This window comes from Azospirillum sp. TSO5 (genome assembly GCF_003116065.1).
Taxonomy (GTDB): domain Bacteria; phylum Pseudomonadota; class Alphaproteobacteria; order Azospirillales; family Azospirillaceae; genus Azospirillum.
The window spans coordinates 54,049-71,891 of the sequence record NZ_LGQY01000010.1; the positions used below are offsets into that span (position 1 = coordinate 54,049).

A 17,843-nucleotide genomic window follows, 5' to 3' on the forward strand; every position below is an offset into this window, starting at 1 on the left:
GGATCCAGGTCAGGATTCGGGTCAGACGGGGGTCCCGCCCCGCTTCGCCAGCCAATCGCCGGAACTGTAGACGCTGCGGACATGGTGGACCAGCAGGTTGCGGGCGTCGATCAACTGGCCCATCCGCTCGCGGCAGGCGACGATGCCGGTGTCGGGGTGATAGACCGGCGCCAGTTCGCGGAAACGCCGCCGCACCTGATCCTCGTCGAAACACCATTCATTGACGAAGCCGAACAGCTGGGCCGCGTCGCGCACTTCGGTGATCTGACCGTCGAGCGGCTGGAAGGACAGGCGTTGCAGCGCGTGGGCCAGCGTCTTGTTGCGGTAGCCGAGCGTCTCCACCGCGGCTTCCAGCCGGCGCACATCTTCACCCGGCAGGATGCGGGCGCCCGGATCGGCGAGCGCAAGGGCGGCGGCCAGCGCCCTGCGGATCGCGGCGTCGCCGGCTTCCACGCCCTCCACCTCCAGCAGCGCTTCCCCGCCTGGGTCGCGCAATCCGGGATCGGCTGCCCCCTCCGGCGCCAGCAGCAGGGCGGCCGTCACGAGCGCCGACACCCCGACCCCGCGCAGGGCGGCAAGCTCCAGCACCGCGGTGCGAAAACGCGCGCCGCAGGGCACGGATCGGCCGGGGGCTGACAAGGAACTGGACTCTTCCGGTGCGGTCATCGTCGGCGCCAACACTTGGTGGAAGCGGGCGCGAGTCTACGCAAACTCTTGAATCGCCGCAATCACGCGTATGAACGCGGCCAGACGGATTTCGCGCAGAGGGATTTGAGCCGGACGGAGTATCGCACCTGGGCTCAGTGCGTCCTCATCGCCCCCGGCTTGGCCGGCAGGCGGTTGAGCAACTCGTCGATATAGGCGGTCTCGTCCTTGCCGGACATGGCGGCGAAGCCCTTCAGCATCTGGCTGCCGAAGGAGAAGACGCTGGACAGGTCGATGCGCCACGCCCCGCCTTCGCGCACGAAGTCGGCCGGAACCAGCGCCGGCCGGTTGTCGACCATCAGCAGGCCCGATGCCCGGTCACCCTTGACCCGCACCGGCCCCAGCGCGCTGCGGGAGATGACGTTGGGGCCGAGCCAGCCGGCCTTCAGCGCATGGTTGGCGATGTCGCCGACCGACATGCGGCGCAGTTCGGACGGGCCGAGATAGCGGCGCAGCCCCATGGCGGCGAAGCGCTCGGCCGGCTCCAGCCGCTGCAGCGGCGCGTCGCCGGGCTGGCGGGCGGCGTCACGCACCGACTCCAGCGCTTTGACCGAGTTGCGGGTGAGCAGCGGGATCACCGCCGCCCCTCGCTTTTCGGCCAGCGCGCTGCGGGCGGCGTCGAAGGTCGCGGCGACCTCGCGCTCCTCCGGCGTTTCGCGCGGCGGGGCGGCGAAGCTGGTGGATGCTGCGATCAGGATGACGAAGAAGGCGAGGAAAGCGACACGCATGCCAGGGAAAACCCGAAAACGGTTGGAAACGTCACGCCTTCTCCTCGACGCCGAAGAATTCGAGCTGCCAGCGCATCTCTTCATCGGTCATCGGATAGTGCGTGCCGTCGCGAGCATTAAGCGCCGTTTTTGGCGGAATCTGGGCAAGGCGCAACTGGACCTGCCGGGCGAAGCGCATGGTCAGCCCGGCGCGCCACACCAGCGCGGTGACGGCGCGCGGCGCATGGGTGGCGACGATGCGGTCGACCACCGGAAGCGGGATCTGCGACAGCTCCGCCAGCGCCGCCATGACGAAGCCGCGGTCGCCCTCCACCATGGACCCCTCGATCAGCTTCTCGGTCAGCTTGCCTTCCTTGTTCAGGCGGGCCGCCTTGTCGCTAGGACGTTCCACCGGCTTCTCCGGCCCGGCGGCACCGCCGACCGCCTCCTCGCCGAAATCGACCGGGCCGAGCGGCTGGCCGGGCGCGGTGCCGGCCGCCGCCTGCCCCACCCGCTGGCGCACCGCCTCCACCAGCCCGCGCGCCGCCGCCGGATCGAGATCGTCGCGGTCCTGCAGAACCTTCAGCAGATTGTCGGCGACGAAGCTGGCCAGCCGCGCCACCGCGCGCGCCGGCAGGCGCGGACGGCGGACCAGCGGCGAATGCCAGGGCTCGTGCTGCGGCGCCTGATCGAGGATGCGGTCGAGCGTCTCTTCGCGGATCTGGGCCGACGGGTTGCCGAGCAGTGCCGTCACCGCCGCCTCGTCGTCGGAGCGCGCGATGGCGTCGGCGACGGAGGCGGAGACGTTCTGCCGGCTGGCGATGGCGGTCATCGCGCCCCGCACCGGCCCCTTCATGATGATGTCGGTCAGATCCTCTTCGGTGAGGATCGGCGAATGCTGCAGGACCGGCGCGCAGACCGACAGCTCCACGTCGCGGGCCAGCCGGTTGATGACGCCGTGCGGAGCGTTGGGCAGGTCCTTCAGCGCCTCGGCCAGGATGCCGCGCACCTCGCTCGCCTGGTCACGAGCCAGCGTTTCGAGGCATTCGACCGTCAGCCGCTCGATCTGGATCGCCTGATCGGCCGACAGTTCCGGCAGCAGGCGGGCGATCTTCTGCGCCACCGCCTGCCGCACCATGACCTCGCGGTCCTTGGCCAGCAGCAGGTCGGCCTGCCGCGGCGTTCCGGCATTGGTGGCGATGGCGCGCCGCACCTCGGCCGCGGCGTCGGCGGCCAGGAAATACAGCAGCTCCGGCCGGGTCTTGGGATGCTCGGCGACCTTCCGGCGAACCGCCGGGTCCTCGCTTTGCACCATCCGCTTGGCGGATTCGTAATCGGCGGGGTCGAGCGTCTCGGGACGCGGGGAGGCGGGCGGGGTCACGGGGCGGGCTCCGCGGCGGAAATGTCGGACGAAGATGCCTGGAAGACCGGCGCCAAGGCGTAATGGCCCTTGCCGCTCTTCTTGGCGTCGTACATGGCGGCATCGGCGCGGTCGGTCAACTCGCGCACCGTCTCGCCGCGGCCGGGGGTGTGGACGGCGATGCCGATCGACAGGCCCAGCGGCTTCTCCGGGCTTGCCGACAGGTGGGCAAGGTCACGCATGCCGTTCAGCAGCCGATCGGCGACGATCCGCGCCTTCTCCTCGTCGGTGCGGCCCAGCCACAGCACAAACTCGTCGCCGCCCAGCCGTCCCGGCAGGTCGCCCGGCCGCACCCCGGTGGTCAGCAGCGTGCCGATGGCCTTCAGCACCGTGTCGCCCTGCTGGTGGCCGTGCAGGTCGTTGACCGCCTTGAAGTTGTCCAGATCGACATAGAGCAGGGCCGACGGCCCGCTGTCCGGCCGCGAGATCGATTCCTCCAGTCGTTCGAAGAAGGTGCGGCGGTTGAACAGGCCGGTCAGCCCGTCGCGCTCCGACAGGCGGCGCAGCCGCTCCTGATAGGCGAGATGGGCATGGGCGATACCGATATGGTCGGCCACGCCGGACATCAGCTGGCGGTCGTCGTCGTCCCAGGGCTCCGAATCGCCGGTGCGCCAGACCAGCAGCGCGCCGTTCACCGCCTGCCGGTACTCGGTCCGCTCGCCGATCAGCTGCACGTGGCCCAGCCGGTCGGCCAGCTGGCCTTCGCCATTGGCGATGCGGTCGAGCAGCGCGGTGCCGACCTCCGGCAACTCCGCGCCGAACTCCGCCACCAGCGACAAGGCGACACGGCCACCGCCCTGTGCACCGCCTTCCTCCGCCCGGTAGATACGGCAGCCGTCGGCGCTGAGCGCCCGCGCCGTCTCCGTGGCGGCCACCACCAGCGCTTCCGCGGCATCGAGCCGGTCGCGCAGGGTGTGGACGATGTGGCCGAGCAGCCGTTCGCGATAGCGGATGCGCGCCAGTTCGTTGGAGCGCAGCACCTGTTCGGTCACGTCGCGGCAGACGCCGCGGGCGCCGATCCAGTCGCCCTGCGGCCCGAACAGCGGCAGGGCGGAGGCGACGATGCAGGCCGGCGTGCCGTCGGCGCTCTTCAGCCAAAGCTCGGACTGATCGACGGCGCGGCGGCAGTCGAAGGGCATCGGCAGGTCTTCCGCCTCCTCCAGCGCCAGGCTGCGCGGGTCGCGGCCGATCAGCGCGTCGGCCGGATAGCCCAGCGCGCCCTTATGGCTGACGAAGACGAAGGTGCCGTCCGGCCCGGTTTCCCAGGCGAAGTCGGACGAGACCTCCACCAGATCCTTGTAGCGCCGGCGCGATTCGGTCAGCGTGTGGCGCAGCTGCCGTTCCAGCGTGTCGTCGCGGCCCAACAGCAGGAAGCCGCCGTCGGGCAGCGGCACGCCGGCCCATTCGACGATCATGATCCCGCGCAGGGATTCCACCGGCACCGAACGCAGCCCCGGCGCCACGCTTGACCCCGACAGCCAGTTGCGCAGTTCGGGCAGCCAGCGCGGGTCGCTGTCCATCATGTCTTCCGCCTCGGCATTGGCTTCGGCGACGGCCAGCGCCGCATCCAGCCGCAGGGCCGGGCCGGGATACAGCGCGACCAGCGTCACGGGGCCAGTCGGACCGGCATTGGTGGCGGAAGTACCAGTGGTCAGGAGAAGGTCCACGGCGATCCCAGATCGGCGGGCCACGAGGCGGACGAGCCGCGCGGCGGGCGGGGTGAAAAACCTTAGGCTGCAAACCGTTATAAGGTCCGGCCCATGCTACCTCTTTAGGGGTTAATCTTCAATCAACCAACGATGCGGGGGAGCCCCCATGGCGGCGGCTCGACCCAAGGAACGGGCAAGGGACCAACCGACGCTGCGACCATGTGAAGCGCCTTGCGGCGGCACGCCGGCGGCCCCATTCTTGGGGGATGACCGTCCCGACCTCCCCCGCCGCTCCGGCGCCCGACTCCGCCACCGGATCCGCCGGCAATCCCCTTGCCGCGCTGCGCGACCGCGCCGTGTGGATCTTCGATCTCGACAACACGCTCTACCCGGCATCCTGCAACCTGTTCGCCCAGGTCGACCGCCGGATCAACGAGTTCATCGCCACCCATTTCAACATCGGCATGGACGAGGCGCGGGTGCGGCAGAAGCAGTTCTTCCGCGAATACGGCACCACGCTGCGCGGCCTGATGATGGAGCATGACGTCGATCCGGTCGCCTACATGGACTATGTCCATGACATCGACGTGACCGGCGTCCAGCCCTCCGCCCAGCTGGCCGACGCGCTCGCCCGGCTGCCCGGCCGCAAGATCATCTACACCAACGGCTCCGTCCGCCATGCCGAGAATGTCGCCGGCCGGCTGGGCATCCTCGACCGGTTCGAGGCGGTGTTCGACATCGCCGCCGGCGGTTTCGTGCCGAAGCCCGATCCCCGCCCCTACGCCACGCTGGTGGAACGCCACGGCGTCGACCCGGCCGACGCCTGCATGGTGGAGGACATCGCCCGCAACCTCGCCCCCGCCCACGCGCTGGGCATGACCACCGTCTGGGTTCGCGGCGAGAAGGAATACGAGAAGGCCGGTGTCGGCGCCGGGATCCACATCGACCACACCGTGGACGATCTGCCGAGTTGGCTGGCCGCGGTGGCGGGGGTTTAGGGCTTTTCCGCAGGCTTGGTGTTGTTGACAGCGGACGCGATGCGGCTCCATGGTGCCGTCCCTTGGACAATCGACAGCAGAACGACCGCGCCATGAGCCACGCCAGCCTGCAAGCCACCATCGATGCCGCCTGGGAAAACCGGGCCGATCTCACCACCGCCACCACCGGCCCCGTCCGCGACGCCGTGAACGCGGCGCTGGACGCGCTCGATGCCGGCGACCTGCGCGTCGCGGAGAAGACCGCGGACGGCTGGAAGGTCAACCAGTGGCTGAAGAAGGCGGTTCTGCTGTCCTTCCGCCTGAACGCCAACGAGATGATCCCCGGCGGCCCCGGCGGCTCGTCCTGGTTCGACAAGGTGCCGCCGAAGTTCGAAGGCTGGACCGAAGGCCAGTTCCAGAACGCCGGCTTCCGTGCCCTGCCCGGCGCCATCGCCCGCAAGTCGTCCTATGTCGCCCCCGGCGTCATCCTGATGCCCAGCTTCGTCAATGTCGGCGCCTATGTCGACAGTGGCACCATGGTCGACACCTGGGTCACCGTCGGGTCCTGCGCGCAGATCGGCAAGAACGTCCACCTGTCGGGCGGCGTCGGCATCGGCGGCGTGCTGGAGCCGCTGCAGGCCGACCCGGTCATCATCGAGGACAACTGCTTCATCGGCGCCCGTTCGGAGATCGTCGAGGGCGTGATCGTCGAGGAAGGCGCCGTCATCTCCATGGGCTGCTACATCGGCGCCTCGACCAAGATCATCGACCGCCACACCGGCGAGGTCTTCATGGGCCGCATCCCGGCCTATTCGGTCGTCGTCCCCGGCTCTCTGCCCGGCAAGCCGCTGCCCGACGGCACTCCCGGCCCGAGCCTGTACTGCTGCGTCATCATCAAGCGCGTCGACGAAAAGACCCGCTCGAAGACGGCGATCAACGATCTGCTGCGGGATTGATCCATTGCGCTCCCCGATACAGTCATTGGGGAGCGCTTCCTGCCGCACAACAGTCAATTTGCCGGGAAATCGTATTCAGGTTACGGCATAGCGCCGAACGAGGCGGAAATGGACATATTCAAGCTGTCTTTCGTCACCGCAGTTTTGAAGATCCTAGCATTTGTAAGTGTGACAATTGGGTTTTTCGCTGCGTTTGCCATGATGGCAACCGGTAATCTTCTCCTCGTGGCCACAACCTTTTTCGGCGCCCTGGTTTCTGCTGCCTTCATTATGGCTGTCGTTCATGTTCTACAGATCCTGCACCGGATCGAGCGCACGAATGCAGCGATGGAGTCGCATTTGGCGACCCTGGCGATCCACCGGACGAAACCTGAAAATCCAAATACCCGCGCCGGCAGCGAGCTGACCGCATCCCGTCTAGTCTGAAGTCAGGCACCCCATGACCATCGACCCCGTCGCCCTCGCCCAGGACCTGATCCGCTGCCCCAGCGTTACGCCGCGCGACGGCGGCGCATTGGGCGTGCTGGAGGCGGCGCTGACGCCGATGGGCTTCACCTGCCACCGCCTGCGCTTCCAGCAGGAGGGGACGGAGCCGGTGGAGAACCTCTATGCCCGGCTCGGCACCGACGGCCCCAACTTCTGCTTCGCCGGCCACACCGACGTGGTGCCGCCGGGCGACAAGGGCTGGACGGTCGATCCCTTCGCCGGCGAGGTGATGGGCGGGCGCCTGTTCGGCCGCGGTGCCGTCGACATGAAGGGTGCCATCGCCGCCTTCGTCGCCGCCGTGTCGCGCCGGCTGCAGGACGGGCCGCCCGCCGGCTCCATCAGCCTGCTGATCACCGGCGACGAGGAAGGGGTGGCGATCAACGGCACCCGCAAGGTTCTGGACTGGTTGGCGGAGCGCGGCGAGCGGATCGACGCCTGCGTGGTGGGGGAGCCGACCAACCCCAAGGCGCTGGGCGACATGATCAAGATCGGCCGGCGCGGCAGCCTGAGCGGCTTCCTGACCGTGTTCGGCGCGCAGGGCCATGTGGCCTATCCCCATCTGGCCGACAACCCGCTGCCGCGGCTGGTCCGCATGCTGGCCGCCATCACCGAACACCCGATGGACGAGGGCACGGCGCATTTCCAGCCCTCCACCCTGGCGCTGACCACCATCGACGTCGGCAACAAGGCGACCAACGTCATCCCGGCGCAGGGCAAGGCGACCTTCAATATCCGCTTCAACGACGCCCACACCCCGGCCAGCATCGAGGCGTGGCTGCGCCAAACCTTCGACGCCGTCGGCGGCGCCTATGAGCTCGAGGTCTATTGCTCCGGCGACAGCTTCGTCACCCCGCCCGGCTCGCTGACCGAGCTGGTGGCGGAGGCGGTGGAGGGGGTGACCGGGCACCGGCCGGAATACTCGACCACCGGCGGCACGTCGGACGCCCGCTTCATCAAGAATGTCTGCCCGGTGGTGGAGTTCGGGCTGGTCGGCCAGACCATGCACAAGGTGGATGAATATTGTTCGGTGGAGGATCTGCGACAGCTGACCGCCATCTACGAATCGATCCTGAAGGGCGTGTTCGCGCGCCTTGCCGGGTGAGAAGCCTGACCGGGACACCACGATGCCGCTGACCACCCCCGCCATCCTGTCCGCCCTGACCGGCGCGTGGCGGCTGGCCCGCTTCGACCGGACGGGGATGGAGTTCTTCGACCGCACGCCGGACGGCGCGCTGAACTCCTTCTACGCCGCGCTGGTGGTGCTGCCGGCCTATGCGCTGCTGCTGGCGATCCGGCTGTGGGACCAGCTGGACGGCACGCCGATCCTGCAGTTGGTGACGGTGGAGGGCATCGCCTATGTCGTCAGTTGGACCGCCTTCCCGCTGGCCCTGTTCCGCATCGCATCGCTGATGGGCAAGGAGCAGCTCTATCCCGGCGCGCTGACCGCCTACAACTGGTCGGCGGTGGTACAGATGATGATCTACCTGCCGGCCATCGTGCTGTCCGCCACCGGCCTGCTGCCATCGGGGGTGTCCGAAGCGCTGGTCTTCGGCGTGATGATGGCGATGCTGACCTACCAGTGGTTCGTCCTGCGCACCGCCCTGTCGCTGCCGGGGCTGGCCGCCGCGGCGCTGGTGATGCTGGACCTGTTCCTGTCGGCGGCGATCAGCGATCTGGCGGATGGGATGCTGTGAGGCTCTGATTTGCCATCGGCTTTGCCCCCACCCCATCCCTCCCCCGCTTCGCGGGAGAGGGGGCAAGATGCTTGTCGGCGTGACGCAAACGCCAGAGTGGCGGCAGTCCCCTCTCCCGCCAAAGGCGGGGGAGGGTTAGGGAGGGGGCAAAAGGCCCCTACTCCCCGCAATCATCCCTGCGTGCTGACGCCCGCTTCGGCGAAGGTCGCCATGCCGGCGTGGCAGGCGACGGCAGACTTCACGATGTTGATCGCCAGCGCCGCACCGGATCCCTCGCCCAGCCGCATGCCGAGATCGAGCAGCGGCTCCTTACCGATGGCCTGCATCAGTCGGGTGTGACCCGGCTCGACCGAGCGGTGGGCGACCATGCAGTGGTCGAGCGCGCGGCGGTCGGCCTTGTAGAGCACCGCAGCGGCGGCGGTGCAGGCGAAGCCGTCGAGCAGAACCGGAACGCGGGCGACGCGGGCGGCCAGGATGGCGCCGGCGATGGCGGCGAACTCGTAGCCGCCGAGGCAGCGCAGCGCCTCGAACGGGTCGTTCTTGGCCTGCGGGTTGGCGGCGACACCGGCCTCCACCGCGGCGATCTTGCGGGCGAGGCCCTCGTCGTCGATGCCGGTGCCGCGGCCGGTCCAGTCGGCAGCCTCGCCGCCGAACAGGGCGAGGCAGAGCGCCGCCGCCGAGGTCGAGTTGGCGATGCCCATCTCGCCCAGCGACAGCAGCTGAACGCCCATCTCCACCGCCATCATGCCGTAGGCCATGGTGCGGCAGCAGTCCTCTTCACCCATGGCCGGACCCTGGGTGAAGTCGGCGGTCGGGTTGTCCAGGTCCAGTTCATAGACGCGGAGGTCGGCGTCGGCCACTTCGCAGAGCTGGTTGACCGCGGCGCCGCCATTCTGGAAGTTGGCGACCATCTGCACCGTCACATCGGCCGGGAAGGCCGAAACGCCGCGGGCGGCCACGCCGTGGTTGCCGGCGAAGACGGCGACACGGGGACGGCGCGCCTCGGCCGGGTGCTGGCCCTGCCACGTCGCCATCCACTGCGCGATCTCCTCCAGCCGGCCGAGGGAGCCCGCAGGCTTGGTCAGCTGCCGTTCGCGCTGGAGGGCCGCGGTGCCGGCCTCCAGGTCGGGGCCGGGCAGGTTGCGCACGAGCGCGCGGATTTCCTCGAAGGTGACGGCGGGCTGCTGGTTGCTCATGATCGGTCCTGAGGGGTGAGCGCCAAAAAACGGCGCGACCTTGCACCCATCCGACCGTCAAGTCAAAGCGCCAGAGTAGGGCATTTTGACCCCACCCCGCCCGGTTGACAGCTTTACGCCGCCTTGGCGACCCCGTCGGTCCCGGCGGCACCCGCGGTGGCCGAGGCGACCGGCGTCGCCGATTCGGACCCGACGATCCGGCCAAGCCCGAGCCCGAAGCCCATGGCGACGCCGGTGCCCGCCGTCTGGTCGGTGCGCACCGGCTCGTCACGCATGCGGCGGTGGTCCTTGTCGCGCAGGCGGGCCGGGCGGCCGCTGACGCTGTCGACCTCGTCCGGAGTCTCCAGGGCGTTCAGCGCCAGCACCTGATAGATCGACAGCGGCGTGCCGTTCAGCGACTTGGCCGGCGCCATCGGCACCTGGGTGGTGAAGCCGTCCGGCATGTCCTGCTTGCGCACCGCATCGTTCACCACCTGGGCCGGGGCGAAGTTGGCCAGCGGGTTCTCCGAGAATTTGCTGGCGAAGCGGTCGTAGATCTCCTTCAGCGACTTCGCCTTGCCGGTGGCCTTGTCGTAGAAGACGTTCTTGTTGGCCGCCGCAGCGTCGGGGAAGACGTCGCGGGCGGTGCGGCCGGGGTTCTCCTGCATCGCGTTCAGGAACTTCGACGCGCCGCCGGCCCCCAGGAAATGCGCCAGATACAGCTCGGTCGAGCCGATCTTGCCGTCCACCGTCTCCTCCAGATACTCCTTGTTGTCGCGGGTGTATTCCGCGGCCATCAGGGCCGACGCGGTCGGGTCCTTGCGCAGCTCCAGGATCTCCTTCTTCATCGCCGGATCGGCGACATAGGGCCGGCCGTCGCCGCGGGTCTGGATGGCGTTGGCGTATTTGCCATAGCCATGGTCGGCGCCATGCTCCTTCATCGTCTGCAGCCAGGTGCTGTCGATGAACTGGTAGAGCCCGGTCGCCGAGGAGGAGGAGGACTTTATGTCCGTGCGATAGCCGCTCTCCACGGCAGCTTTTTCCATGAGGTAGGAAAAATCGACCCCCGTCTTCGCGCTGGCATTGCGCACGGCGGCCTCCACACTCGCCGGCCCGCGCGAGGCGCTGGTGGCCTGGGTGGCTGCGTTGCTGAGGTTGCCGAGGGCGGAAGCGTAGGTCATGGGTCGATCCCCGTGTGAAGGCCCCGATGAGAGGCGCTCACATCCATGCAGACACCGTGCCAAACGGACAGAGGCTTGATGACGCCGCGGAGCGGGCCTAGCCTTATCATGACGCGGCATCCCGCCCTCTCGCCAAGCGCCATCCGATGCTGTATGTTAACGTATAGGTAAACCAAACAATCTTGCTCTGGGAGACTTGCCCCGCCATGACCTACACCGCTCCGGTCGACGATCTGCGCTTCGTCCTGAACGAGGTGGTGGGCCTCGACGCCATCGCCGCCCTGCCCCATTGCGACAGCGCCGCCCCCGATCTGGTCGACGCCATCCTGGAAGAGGCCGGCAAATTCGCCTCCGGCGTGCTCGCTCCGCTGAACCGGGTCGGCGACAAGGAAGGCGCGAAGCTGGAGAACGGCGTCGTCCGCACCGCCACCGGCTGGAAGGAGGCCTATGGCCAGTTCACCGAGGCCGGCTGGAACAGCCTGCCCTTCGAACCGGAATATGGCGGGCAGGGCCTGCCCTGGACCGTCGCCTTCGCGGTCAACGAGATGTGGCAGGCCGCCAACCTGTCCTTCGGCCTGTGCCCGCTGCTGACCCAGGGCGCGGTGGATCTGCTGACGGAGCATGCCAGTGCCGAGCAGAAGGCGGTCTATCTGTCGAAGATGATCTCCGGCGAATGGACCGGGACGATGAACCTGACCGAACCACAGGCGGGCAGCGACCTTGCCGCGGTGCGGACCAAGGCAGTGCGGGCGGGCGACGGCAGCTATCGCATCACCGGCCAGAAGATCTTCATCACCTATGGCGAGCATGACCTGACGGAGAACATCGTCCATCTGGTGCTGGCCCGCCTGCCCGACGCCCCGGCCGGCATCAAGGGCATCAGCCTGTTCATCGTGCCGAAGTTCCTGCCCAAGCCGGACGGCACGCCGGGCGAGCGCAACGACCTGCGCTGCGCCAGCCTGGAACACAAGCTGGGCATCATGGCCAGCCCGACCGCGGTGATGGCCTATGGCGACGACGAGGGCGCCATCGGCTACCTCGTCGGCGAGGAGAACCGCGGCATCGAATACATGTTCACGATGATGAACAACGCCCGGCTCGGCGTCGGCATCCAGGGCGTGGCAATCGCCGAGCGCGCCTATCAGCAGGCCCGCGACTACGCCAAGGCCCGTGTGCAGAGCAAGGACCTGGCCGATCCCAAGGGCTCCGGCGTCGCCATCATCAAGCATCCGGACGTGCGCCGCATGCTGCTGGACATGCGCGCCAAGACCGAGGCCGCGCGCGCGCTGGCGCTCTATGCCGGCACGCAGCTGGACATCTCGCGCCACCATGAGGATCCGGCGGTGCGCGCCGCCGCCACGGCGCGGGTCGATGTGCTGACCCCGATCGTCAAGGCGTGGTCGACCGACATCGGCTGCGAGGTAGCCTCCACCGGCGTGCAGATCCATGGCGGCATGGGCTTCATCGAGGAGACCGGCGCCGCCCAGCATTACCGCGACGCCCGCATCACCCCGATCTACGAGGGCACCAACGGCATTCACGGCAACGACCTGACCTTCCGCAAGACCGGCCGCGACAAGGGTGCCGCGGCGAGAGCCTTCGTCGCCGACATGCGGGCGACGGTGGAGGAACTGGGCTCCGCCCCCGGCGACGACCTCGCAGTGATCCGCACCGAACTGTCGTCCGGGCTGGACGCTCTGGACAAGGCCATCGACTGGATGGTCGCCACCCAGGCGGAAGGCGACCTGCAAGGGGCCGCCGCCGGTGCGGTGGCGTATCTGAAGCTGTGGGGCAATGTCGCCGGTGGCTGGATGCTCGCCCGCTCGGCGATGAAGGCGATGGAGGGCATGCGCCAGCCCGGCGCCAACGCCTCCTTCCTGGAAACCAAGCTGATCGTCGCGCGCTTCTACGCCGAGCAGGTGTTGGCCACCGCCCCCGCCCTGCTGCCGACCATCGCCAGCGCCCGCAACACGGTGATGGCGCTGAGCGAAGAGCAGTTCTGACCAATGTGTCCGGCCCCTCTCTCCAGTTGGGAGAGGGGCTTTCCCTGCGTTGCCCGCCCCTAATCCTTCCGTCGACTCTCGACAGCCCCGATTTTTCGGGGAGCTTTGTTATCGCCTATCGAATGAGCATGGTCCTAATGGCCAACTGAACATCCTTGTTATCGGTGATAGCGTCACATCGTTCGCATCACCAACTAAGATGAAGTCGAAAGCCATGACAAGCATGGAGACCGAGACACAGACTCATTCGGGACGCTGCTTCTGCGGTGCGGTGGAGGTGGAGGTCACCGGATCGCCGGAGGCCATGGGCTATTGCCACTGCCGGTCCTGCCGCTCCTGGTCCGGCGGTCCGGTCAATGCCTTCACCCTGTGGAAACCGGACGCGGTGCGCGTGACCGCGGGCGCCGAGCATCTCGCGACGTTTCAGAAGACGCCGCTCAGCCAGCGTCAGTATTGCGCGAAGTGCGGCGGGCATCTGATGACCAATCACCCGCCGCTCGGCCTCGTGGACGTTTTCTCCGCAACCCTGCCGACCCTGACCTTCACCCCCGCCGTTCACGTCAACTATGCCGAGACCGTACTGCCCATGCGGGATGGCCTACCAAAGCTGAAGGACTTCCCGGCGGAGTTCGGCGGTTCCGGCGAAACGATGGCGGAATAGCGGCTCCGCTCACCAGTAACGCATCGCATCCGCGTACAGCCCGCGCAGGTCGTCCTCCGACACCGGGCGCGGGGCGATGGTCAGCAGGCGTTGCTGGGCGGACGCCCCGCGCACCAGACCCGGGATGTCGGCCTCGCCATAGCCCAGCGCCGACAACCCGTTCGGCAGGCCGGTGGCGCGCATCATCGAAATCAGCCGGGTCGCCAGCAACTCGCCGCCATCCTCCGGCGAGGCGCCGCGCGTGTCGGCGCCCAGCGCTTCGGCGGCGCGGAGATGGGACTCCGGAGCGGCGGGGCCGGTGAAGCGGAAGGCGGCGGGGGCGTTCAGCACCACCGAGATGCCGTGCGGCACCATCGGGTCCACCGTCTCGTAGCCGGTGGCGGTGAAGCTGTGGTTCATCCCCGCCACCGAATAGGACATGGCGTGCGGGATGTGGACGCCGGCATTGCCGAAGGCCAGACCGGCCAGCGTCGCCGCGAACATCAGCGCGTCGCGCGCTTCCAGGCAGTCGGGGTCGTTGACCGCCCGTTCCAACCATTGCCCGCCCAGCCGGATCGCCTGCAGGCTGCCGATGTCCGACCACGGGTTGGCGCCCTGGTAGGGAGGGCGGGCCGTCGGCGACTCAGGTTTTGGGCGGGAGCGGAAGGGGCGCGCGGTGTGGCTCTCGATGGCGTGGGTCAGCACGTCGAAGCCGGTGGCGGCGATGGCGCCCGGCGGCAGGCTGTCGATGGTGCGCGGATCGACGACGGCAAGGCTCGGACGCAGGTAGCGCGAGGAGATCCCGGTCTTCACCTGCTTTTCCACATGGTCGAAGATGGCGACGCCGGTGGTCTCGCTGCCGGTGCCGCAGGTGGTCGGGCAGGCGATGTGCGGCTTGACCGGGCCGGGGACCGGGATGCCCTCCCCCAGCGGCTTGTTGACGTAAGCGAGGAAGTCGGCCGGATAGGTGGCGTAGAGGTTCGCTGCCTTGGCGGTGTCGATCACCGATCCGCCGCCGATCGAGACATAGCCGTCGAAGCCGCCGTCTCGCGCGAAATCGGCGGCGTCGAGGAAGGACGCGCTGGTCGGCTCCACCCGGCAGCGGTCATAGACCACCGGATCCATGCCGGCCCGCTTCAGCGAGTCGAGCGCCATGGCGAAGGGCGCGGTTGCGGCAACCCGTGGGTCGGTGAACAGCGCCACCCGCGTCATGCCCAGCGACAGCGCGTCGCCGCCCAGCTCGGCCAGCATGCCGGGGCCGAACTTCATCCGCGCCGCCTCGACGGTAAAGCCCTCCTCGCCGTCGGGCAGGATGGGATAGGCGTTGCCGTGCGTGTCGCTTGCCATGAGCGCTGCTCCTCCGGTTGCACGGGCCGGGTTTGCCCCGGCCCATCCTTGCCCGTATGGGAGCGTCCCGCGCCCGGCCTGTCAATGCGTCCGTTGGTCCAACAGATTGTCGGTGGGTGGGAGCGGCGACTCCGGTGTCCCACCGGCCGGCGGCGGGCGCAGCAGCCGCTGATAGAGCCAGCCGGTGCCGACCAGACAGAGGCCGAGGCCGAGGAAGGAGGCGACGCGGTACATCCCCTCCAGGTCGGACATATCGCTGAGGAATACCTTGGCGACCACCGCCAGCACGAGAATAAGCCCGGCATGGCGCATCCAACCCCAGCCGAAGCGGATGCCCACCACCAGCATCGCCACCGCGAACAGCAGGAAGCCGGCGGAATAGCTGTACCATTCGGCGTCCGACATCTCGTAGCCGGACAGGACAGGCCCCTGGAAGGCGTGGCGGATCTCCAGCGCCAGATTGGTGGCGATCAGCAGCAGCGGCAGAACCGGTGCCGCGCTGCGCAGGCTGCGCGACGGCGGCGGGTCGTACCACAGATAGACCAGCCCCAGCACGGCCGGCGCGCCATAGGCCAGCAGCAGCCGATTGACCACCGGCCAGATGCCGACCCATTCGAAATTCCACAGCGGGTTCAGCGCGGTCAGATGCAGGAAAACGACGTTGAAGGCGGCCAGCAGCACCAGCAGGCGCCGTCCCCACACCGCGACGGGCCGCGCGCTCCACCGCCGGTCGGCCGCCAGCAGCAGGGCGAGGCCGAGCCAGGACAGGGTGTGCAGCGACACCTCCGCCAGGGTGGACGGCGCCTCCTCCAGGCTGCCGGACATCCAGCGGTGGATGCCCAGCGACAGCATCAGGGTGGTGAAGATCAGCGCGCCGGCCTCCAGCACCATCACCACCAGATCGTCGCCCTTTCCATCGGGCGCAGACCGCATCCAGCGCGCCGCCGCCAGGAAGCCCAACGCCGGCAGGCCATAACCGTAGGCGATCCAGCCATAGCCTTCGTAATCCAGCACATACGGATTGACCGCCAGCCGCACCAGCACGGCGACCGCCACCAGAAGGGTAACGCCGCGCAGTTCGCGCAGGGTCAGCTGCCGCTCCAGCCATGCCAGCACCGGCACCTGCATCGCCAGCGCGACCGTCAGCCACGCCTCCTGCAAAACCATGGTGGCGCCAAGCGCAATGGCGCCGGTGGCTCCGGCGGCGAAGGCGGCCAGCCCCAGCGAGGCGCCCGGACGGTGGCGGTGGCGGGCCAGCGGCGTGGTGGCGCCGACCAGCAGGGCGGCAAGCCCAAGGGCCGCAGCTGGCCAGCCGATGGCGGTCTCGGGCGGCGCCACCACGGCATAGGCCAGAGTCAGCAGGGCCAGCGGCACCAGCGCCGATAGCGACGCCCACAGGGCGGCCCGCCGCGCGTCCCACAAGGCAATGAAACCGCCGATGCCGAACAGCGCGGCGAATCCGGCCGCCACCCACAGGAAATGCGCGACGGCCGCCGGGTAGCCGGCCGGATCGGCGACGATCAGCGGCTGGCCGTCCGCATTCAGCGGCGGCGGGCTGGCGGGGACATAGGGCAGGCTCCAGGGCGCCAGGGACAGCAGCACGGTCAGCGCAGCGATCCAGGCGACCCCGGCGATCCGCTCCGTCCGCCGGCCGGCGACCATCGCCAGCAGGGCGAACAGGCCGAGCGCGATCAGCGACACCGAGCCGTGGTCGTCGATCCAGGTGACGGCAGCGACCAGCAGGCCGAACAGCCGCATCGCCATCATCGCCAGCCGGTCGGCGGGGTGGCGCTGCTTGCGCCGGATCCAGTCGGGCAAGGCCCGGCGCCAGCCGGTGGCGGGGGCGGGCTCGGGCGGCGTCTGGTCCAGCACGCCCAGCACCGCCGGCACCAGGAACAGGGCGGAGGTCAGCAGCAGGTAGATGCCGGTCGGCAGCGCGTCGCCGTTGCGCCAGGAGTCGATCAGCCAGACCAGCGGCCACAGCGCCGCACCGGTCAGCGCCCCCCAGCCGAGCCAGCGCCAGCCGCGATACAGCACCACCGCCATCCCCGCCCCGTTCAAGGCCAGCAGATAGGCGAACAGGCCCCAGGCGTCGGGATTGTCCGTCGACACCAGCAGGGGAGAGACATAGCCGGCCAGCAGCCCCAAAGCCGCGATGAGCGGCCCCTGCAGCAGCGACAGCCCGATGCCGATCAGCGACAGGGCGGCCAGCAACGCGAAGGCGACCAGCGGCGCGAACAGGCCGAACAGGGCGAAGCCGCCATAGACGCTGATGAAGGCGGTGAACAGGCCGGCGGCGGTCAGCGCCGGTGGCACGTAATCCGGCTGCAGGGCGGCGACGGCGCGCTGCATCGGCCGGCGGCGCAGCCACTCTCCCCCCACCATCAACCCGAAGCCGGCGAGCAGCCCGAGCGCGACGCGGACGCTCGGCCCGAGCCAGCCGTGATCGACCGACAGCTTGATGAAGAAGGCCGCCGCCAGCGCCATGGTGCCGCCGCCGAGCCAGATCAGCCAGCGCGAGGCCAGCGATTCCTCCAGCTCGCGCCAACCCGCCCGCGGCGGGGCCGGGGCGGCGGGTTCCGGTGGCGGAGGGGCCGCCGTTTCTTCCGCTTCGGACGCGAAGACCGGTTCGCCGATCTCCTCCTCGGGAAGCGCTTCGACCTCGGGGACCGGCGCCTCGGCGGGAGCGGCCTCGGCGGAAGAGAGCGGCAGCGCGCCGGTCAGCGCGCCGGTCAGCGCCTTTTCCAGCCTGCCGCGCAGGAGGGCGATTTCAGCCGCCTGTGCCTTCAACCGCCGGTCCAGCCGGTGGGTGATGAAGCCGAAGATCAGCAGTAGAACGACGAACTCCATGACCGCACCGCCTGCACGACGTTGCCCCTCTATCGGGGGCGTTTTGCCGCAGC

General features: G+C 68.9%; 15 protein-coding genes. 7 read left to right on the forward strand and 8 right to left on the reverse strand.

All coding sequences use genetic code 11. The features are described from left to right. Positions 1-21 precede the first annotated feature (21 nt). The 4 genes from TSO5_RS02790 to TSO5_RS02805 form a co-directional block, all read right to left on the reverse strand. A complete protein-coding gene (locus tag TSO5_RS02790; RefSeq protein ID WP_109150136.1) occupies positions 22-666 on the reverse strand; it encodes a hypothetical protein in 645 nt (214 codons plus the stop codon). A 134-nt stretch (positions 667-800) separates the two neighbouring features. Then, complete coding sequence (locus TSO5_RS02795; RefSeq protein WP_109150137.1) at positions 801-1,433, reverse strand: hypothetical protein; 633 nt, start codon at positions 1,431-1,433, stop codon at positions 801-803. Between the two features lie 31 nt (positions 1,434-1,464). Next, positions 1,465-2,793, reverse strand: a complete 1,329-nt coding sequence (locus TSO5_RS02800) for a DUF2336 domain-containing protein (protein WP_109150138.1) — start codon at positions 2,791-2,793, stop codon at positions 1,465-1,467. Then, the gene (locus TSO5_RS02805; RefSeq protein ID WP_109150139.1) at positions 2,790-4,499 is read right to left on the reverse strand and encodes a diguanylate cyclase; all 1,710 of its coding nucleotides are present in this window, start codon (positions 4,497-4,499) and stop codon (positions 2,790-2,792) included. Before TSO5_RS02805 ends, TSO5_RS02800 begins: the two co-directional genes overlap by 4 nt. A gap of 248 nt (positions 4,500-4,747) precedes the next feature. On the opposite strand from TSO5_RS02805, the gene TSO5_RS02810 reads away from it, so the two are divergent. The 5 genes from TSO5_RS02810 (at position 4,748) to TSO5_RS02830 (ending at position 8,594) form a co-directional block, all read left to right on the forward strand. Next, entirely contained in the window at positions 4,748-5,479 is a 732-nt protein-coding gene (locus TSO5_RS02810; protein ID WP_109150140.1) for a pyrimidine 5'-nucleotidase, read from the forward strand. Positions 5,480-5,571: 92 nt separating this feature from the next. Further along, complete coding sequence (gene dapD, locus TSO5_RS02815; protein ID WP_109150141.1) at positions 5,572-6,414, forward strand: 2,3,4,5-tetrahydropyridine-2,6-dicarboxylate N-succinyltransferase; 843 nt, start codon at positions 5,572-5,574, stop codon at positions 6,412-6,414. A gap of 108 nt (positions 6,415-6,522) precedes the next feature. Further along, entirely contained in the window at positions 6,523-6,840 is a 318-nt protein-coding gene (locus tag TSO5_RS02820; protein ID WP_109150142.1) for a hypothetical protein, read from the forward strand. Between the two features lie 13 nt (positions 6,841-6,853). After that, a complete protein-coding gene (dapE, locus tag TSO5_RS02825; protein ID WP_109150143.1) occupies positions 6,854-8,002 on the forward strand; it encodes a succinyl-diaminopimelate desuccinylase in 1,149 nt (382 codons plus the stop codon). A gap of 22 nt (positions 8,003-8,024) precedes the next feature. Then, entirely contained in the window at positions 8,025-8,594 is a 570-nt protein-coding gene (locus TSO5_RS02830; protein ID WP_109150144.1) for a hypothetical protein, read from the forward strand. A gap of 170 nt (positions 8,595-8,764) precedes the next feature. Here the strand turns inward: TSO5_RS02830 and cobT are convergent, their stop codons facing one another. Together cobT and TSO5_RS02840 are read right to left on the reverse strand one after the other, a co-directional pair. After that, entirely contained in the window at positions 8,765-9,790 is a 1,026-nt protein-coding gene (gene cobT / locus TSO5_RS02835; RefSeq protein WP_109150145.1) for a nicotinate-nucleotide--dimethylbenzimidazole phosphoribosyltransferase, read from the reverse strand. A gap of 113 nt (positions 9,791-9,903) precedes the next feature. Then, a complete protein-coding gene (locus TSO5_RS02840) occupies positions 9,904-10,950 on the reverse strand; it encodes a transglycosylase SLT domain-containing protein (RefSeq protein ID WP_109150146.1) in 1,047 nt (348 codons plus the stop codon). A 206-nt stretch (positions 10,951-11,156) separates the two neighbouring features. Between TSO5_RS02840 and TSO5_RS02845 the strand changes: the two genes are divergently transcribed. Further along, complete coding sequence (locus TSO5_RS02845; RefSeq protein ID WP_109150147.1) at positions 11,157-12,953, forward strand: acyl-CoA dehydrogenase; 1,797 nt, start codon at positions 11,157-11,159, stop codon at positions 12,951-12,953. A gap of 214 nt (positions 12,954-13,167) precedes the next feature. Further along, entirely contained in the window at positions 13,168-13,614 is a 447-nt protein-coding gene (locus TSO5_RS02850) for a GFA family protein (protein WP_247870560.1), read from the forward strand. A 9-nt stretch (positions 13,615-13,623) separates the two neighbouring features. Here the strand turns inward: TSO5_RS02850 and TSO5_RS02855 are convergent, their stop codons facing one another. Continuing rightward, on the reverse strand, positions 13,624-14,940 hold the full coding sequence (locus TSO5_RS02855; RefSeq protein WP_109150149.1) for a hydroxyacid-oxoacid transhydrogenase: 1,317 nt from the start codon (positions 14,938-14,940) through the stop codon (positions 13,624-13,626). Between the two features lie 81 nt (positions 14,941-15,021). Further along, positions 15,022-17,790, reverse strand: coding sequence for a DUF2339 domain-containing protein (locus TSO5_RS02860; protein WP_109150150.1), 2,769 nt, complete (start codon positions 17,788-17,790; stop codon positions 15,022-15,024). Positions 17,791-17,843 lie beyond the last annotated feature (53 nt).

What these genes read in the sequence shown, in the direction of transcription:
- TSO5_RS02790 (WP_109150136.1), bottom strand. Translation starts at nt 666, where the DNA reads ATGACCGCACCGGAAGAGTCCAGTTCCTTGTCAGCCCCCGGCCGATCC.
- TSO5_RS02795 (WP_109150137.1), bottom strand. Translation starts at nt 1,433, where the DNA reads ATGCGTGTCGCTTTCCTCGCCTTCTTCGTCATCCTGATCGCAGCATCC.
- TSO5_RS02810 (WP_109150140.1), top strand. Translation starts at nt 4,748, where the DNA reads ATGACCGTCCCGACCTCCCCCGCCGCTCCGGCGCCCGACTCCGCCACC.
- dapD (WP_109150141.1), top strand. Translation starts at nt 5,572, where the DNA reads ATGAGCCACGCCAGCCTGCAAGCCACCATCGATGCCGCCTGGGAAAAC.
- TSO5_RS02820 (WP_109150142.1), top strand. Translation starts at nt 6,523, where the DNA reads ATGGACATATTCAAGCTGTCTTTCGTCACCGCAGTTTTGAAGATCCTA.
- dapE (WP_109150143.1), top strand. Translation starts at nt 6,854, where the DNA reads ATGACCATCGACCCCGTCGCCCTCGCCCAGGACCTGATCCGCTGCCCC.
- TSO5_RS02830 (WP_109150144.1), top strand. Translation starts at nt 8,025, where the DNA reads ATGCCGCTGACCACCCCCGCCATCCTGTCCGCCCTGACCGGCGCGTGG.
- cobT (WP_109150145.1), bottom strand. Translation starts at nt 9,790, where the DNA reads ATGAGCAACCAGCAGCCCGCCGTCACCTTCGAGGAAATCCGCGCGCTC.
- TSO5_RS02840 (WP_109150146.1), bottom strand. Translation starts at nt 10,950, where the DNA reads ATGACCTACGCTTCCGCCCTCGGCAACCTCAGCAACGCAGCCACCCAG.
- TSO5_RS02845 (WP_109150147.1), top strand. Translation starts at nt 11,157, where the DNA reads ATGACCTACACCGCTCCGGTCGACGATCTGCGCTTCGTCCTGAACGAG.
- TSO5_RS02850 (WP_247870560.1), top strand. Translation starts at nt 13,168, where the DNA reads ATGACAAGCATGGAGACCGAGACACAGACTCATTCGGGACGCTGCTTC.
- TSO5_RS02855 (WP_109150149.1), bottom strand. Translation starts at nt 14,940, where the DNA reads ATGGCAAGCGACACGCACGGCAACGCCTATCCCATCCTGCCCGACGGC.
- TSO5_RS02860 (WP_109150150.1), bottom strand. Translation starts at nt 17,790, where the DNA reads ATGGAGTTCGTCGTTCTACTGCTGATCTTCGGCTTCATCACCCACCGG.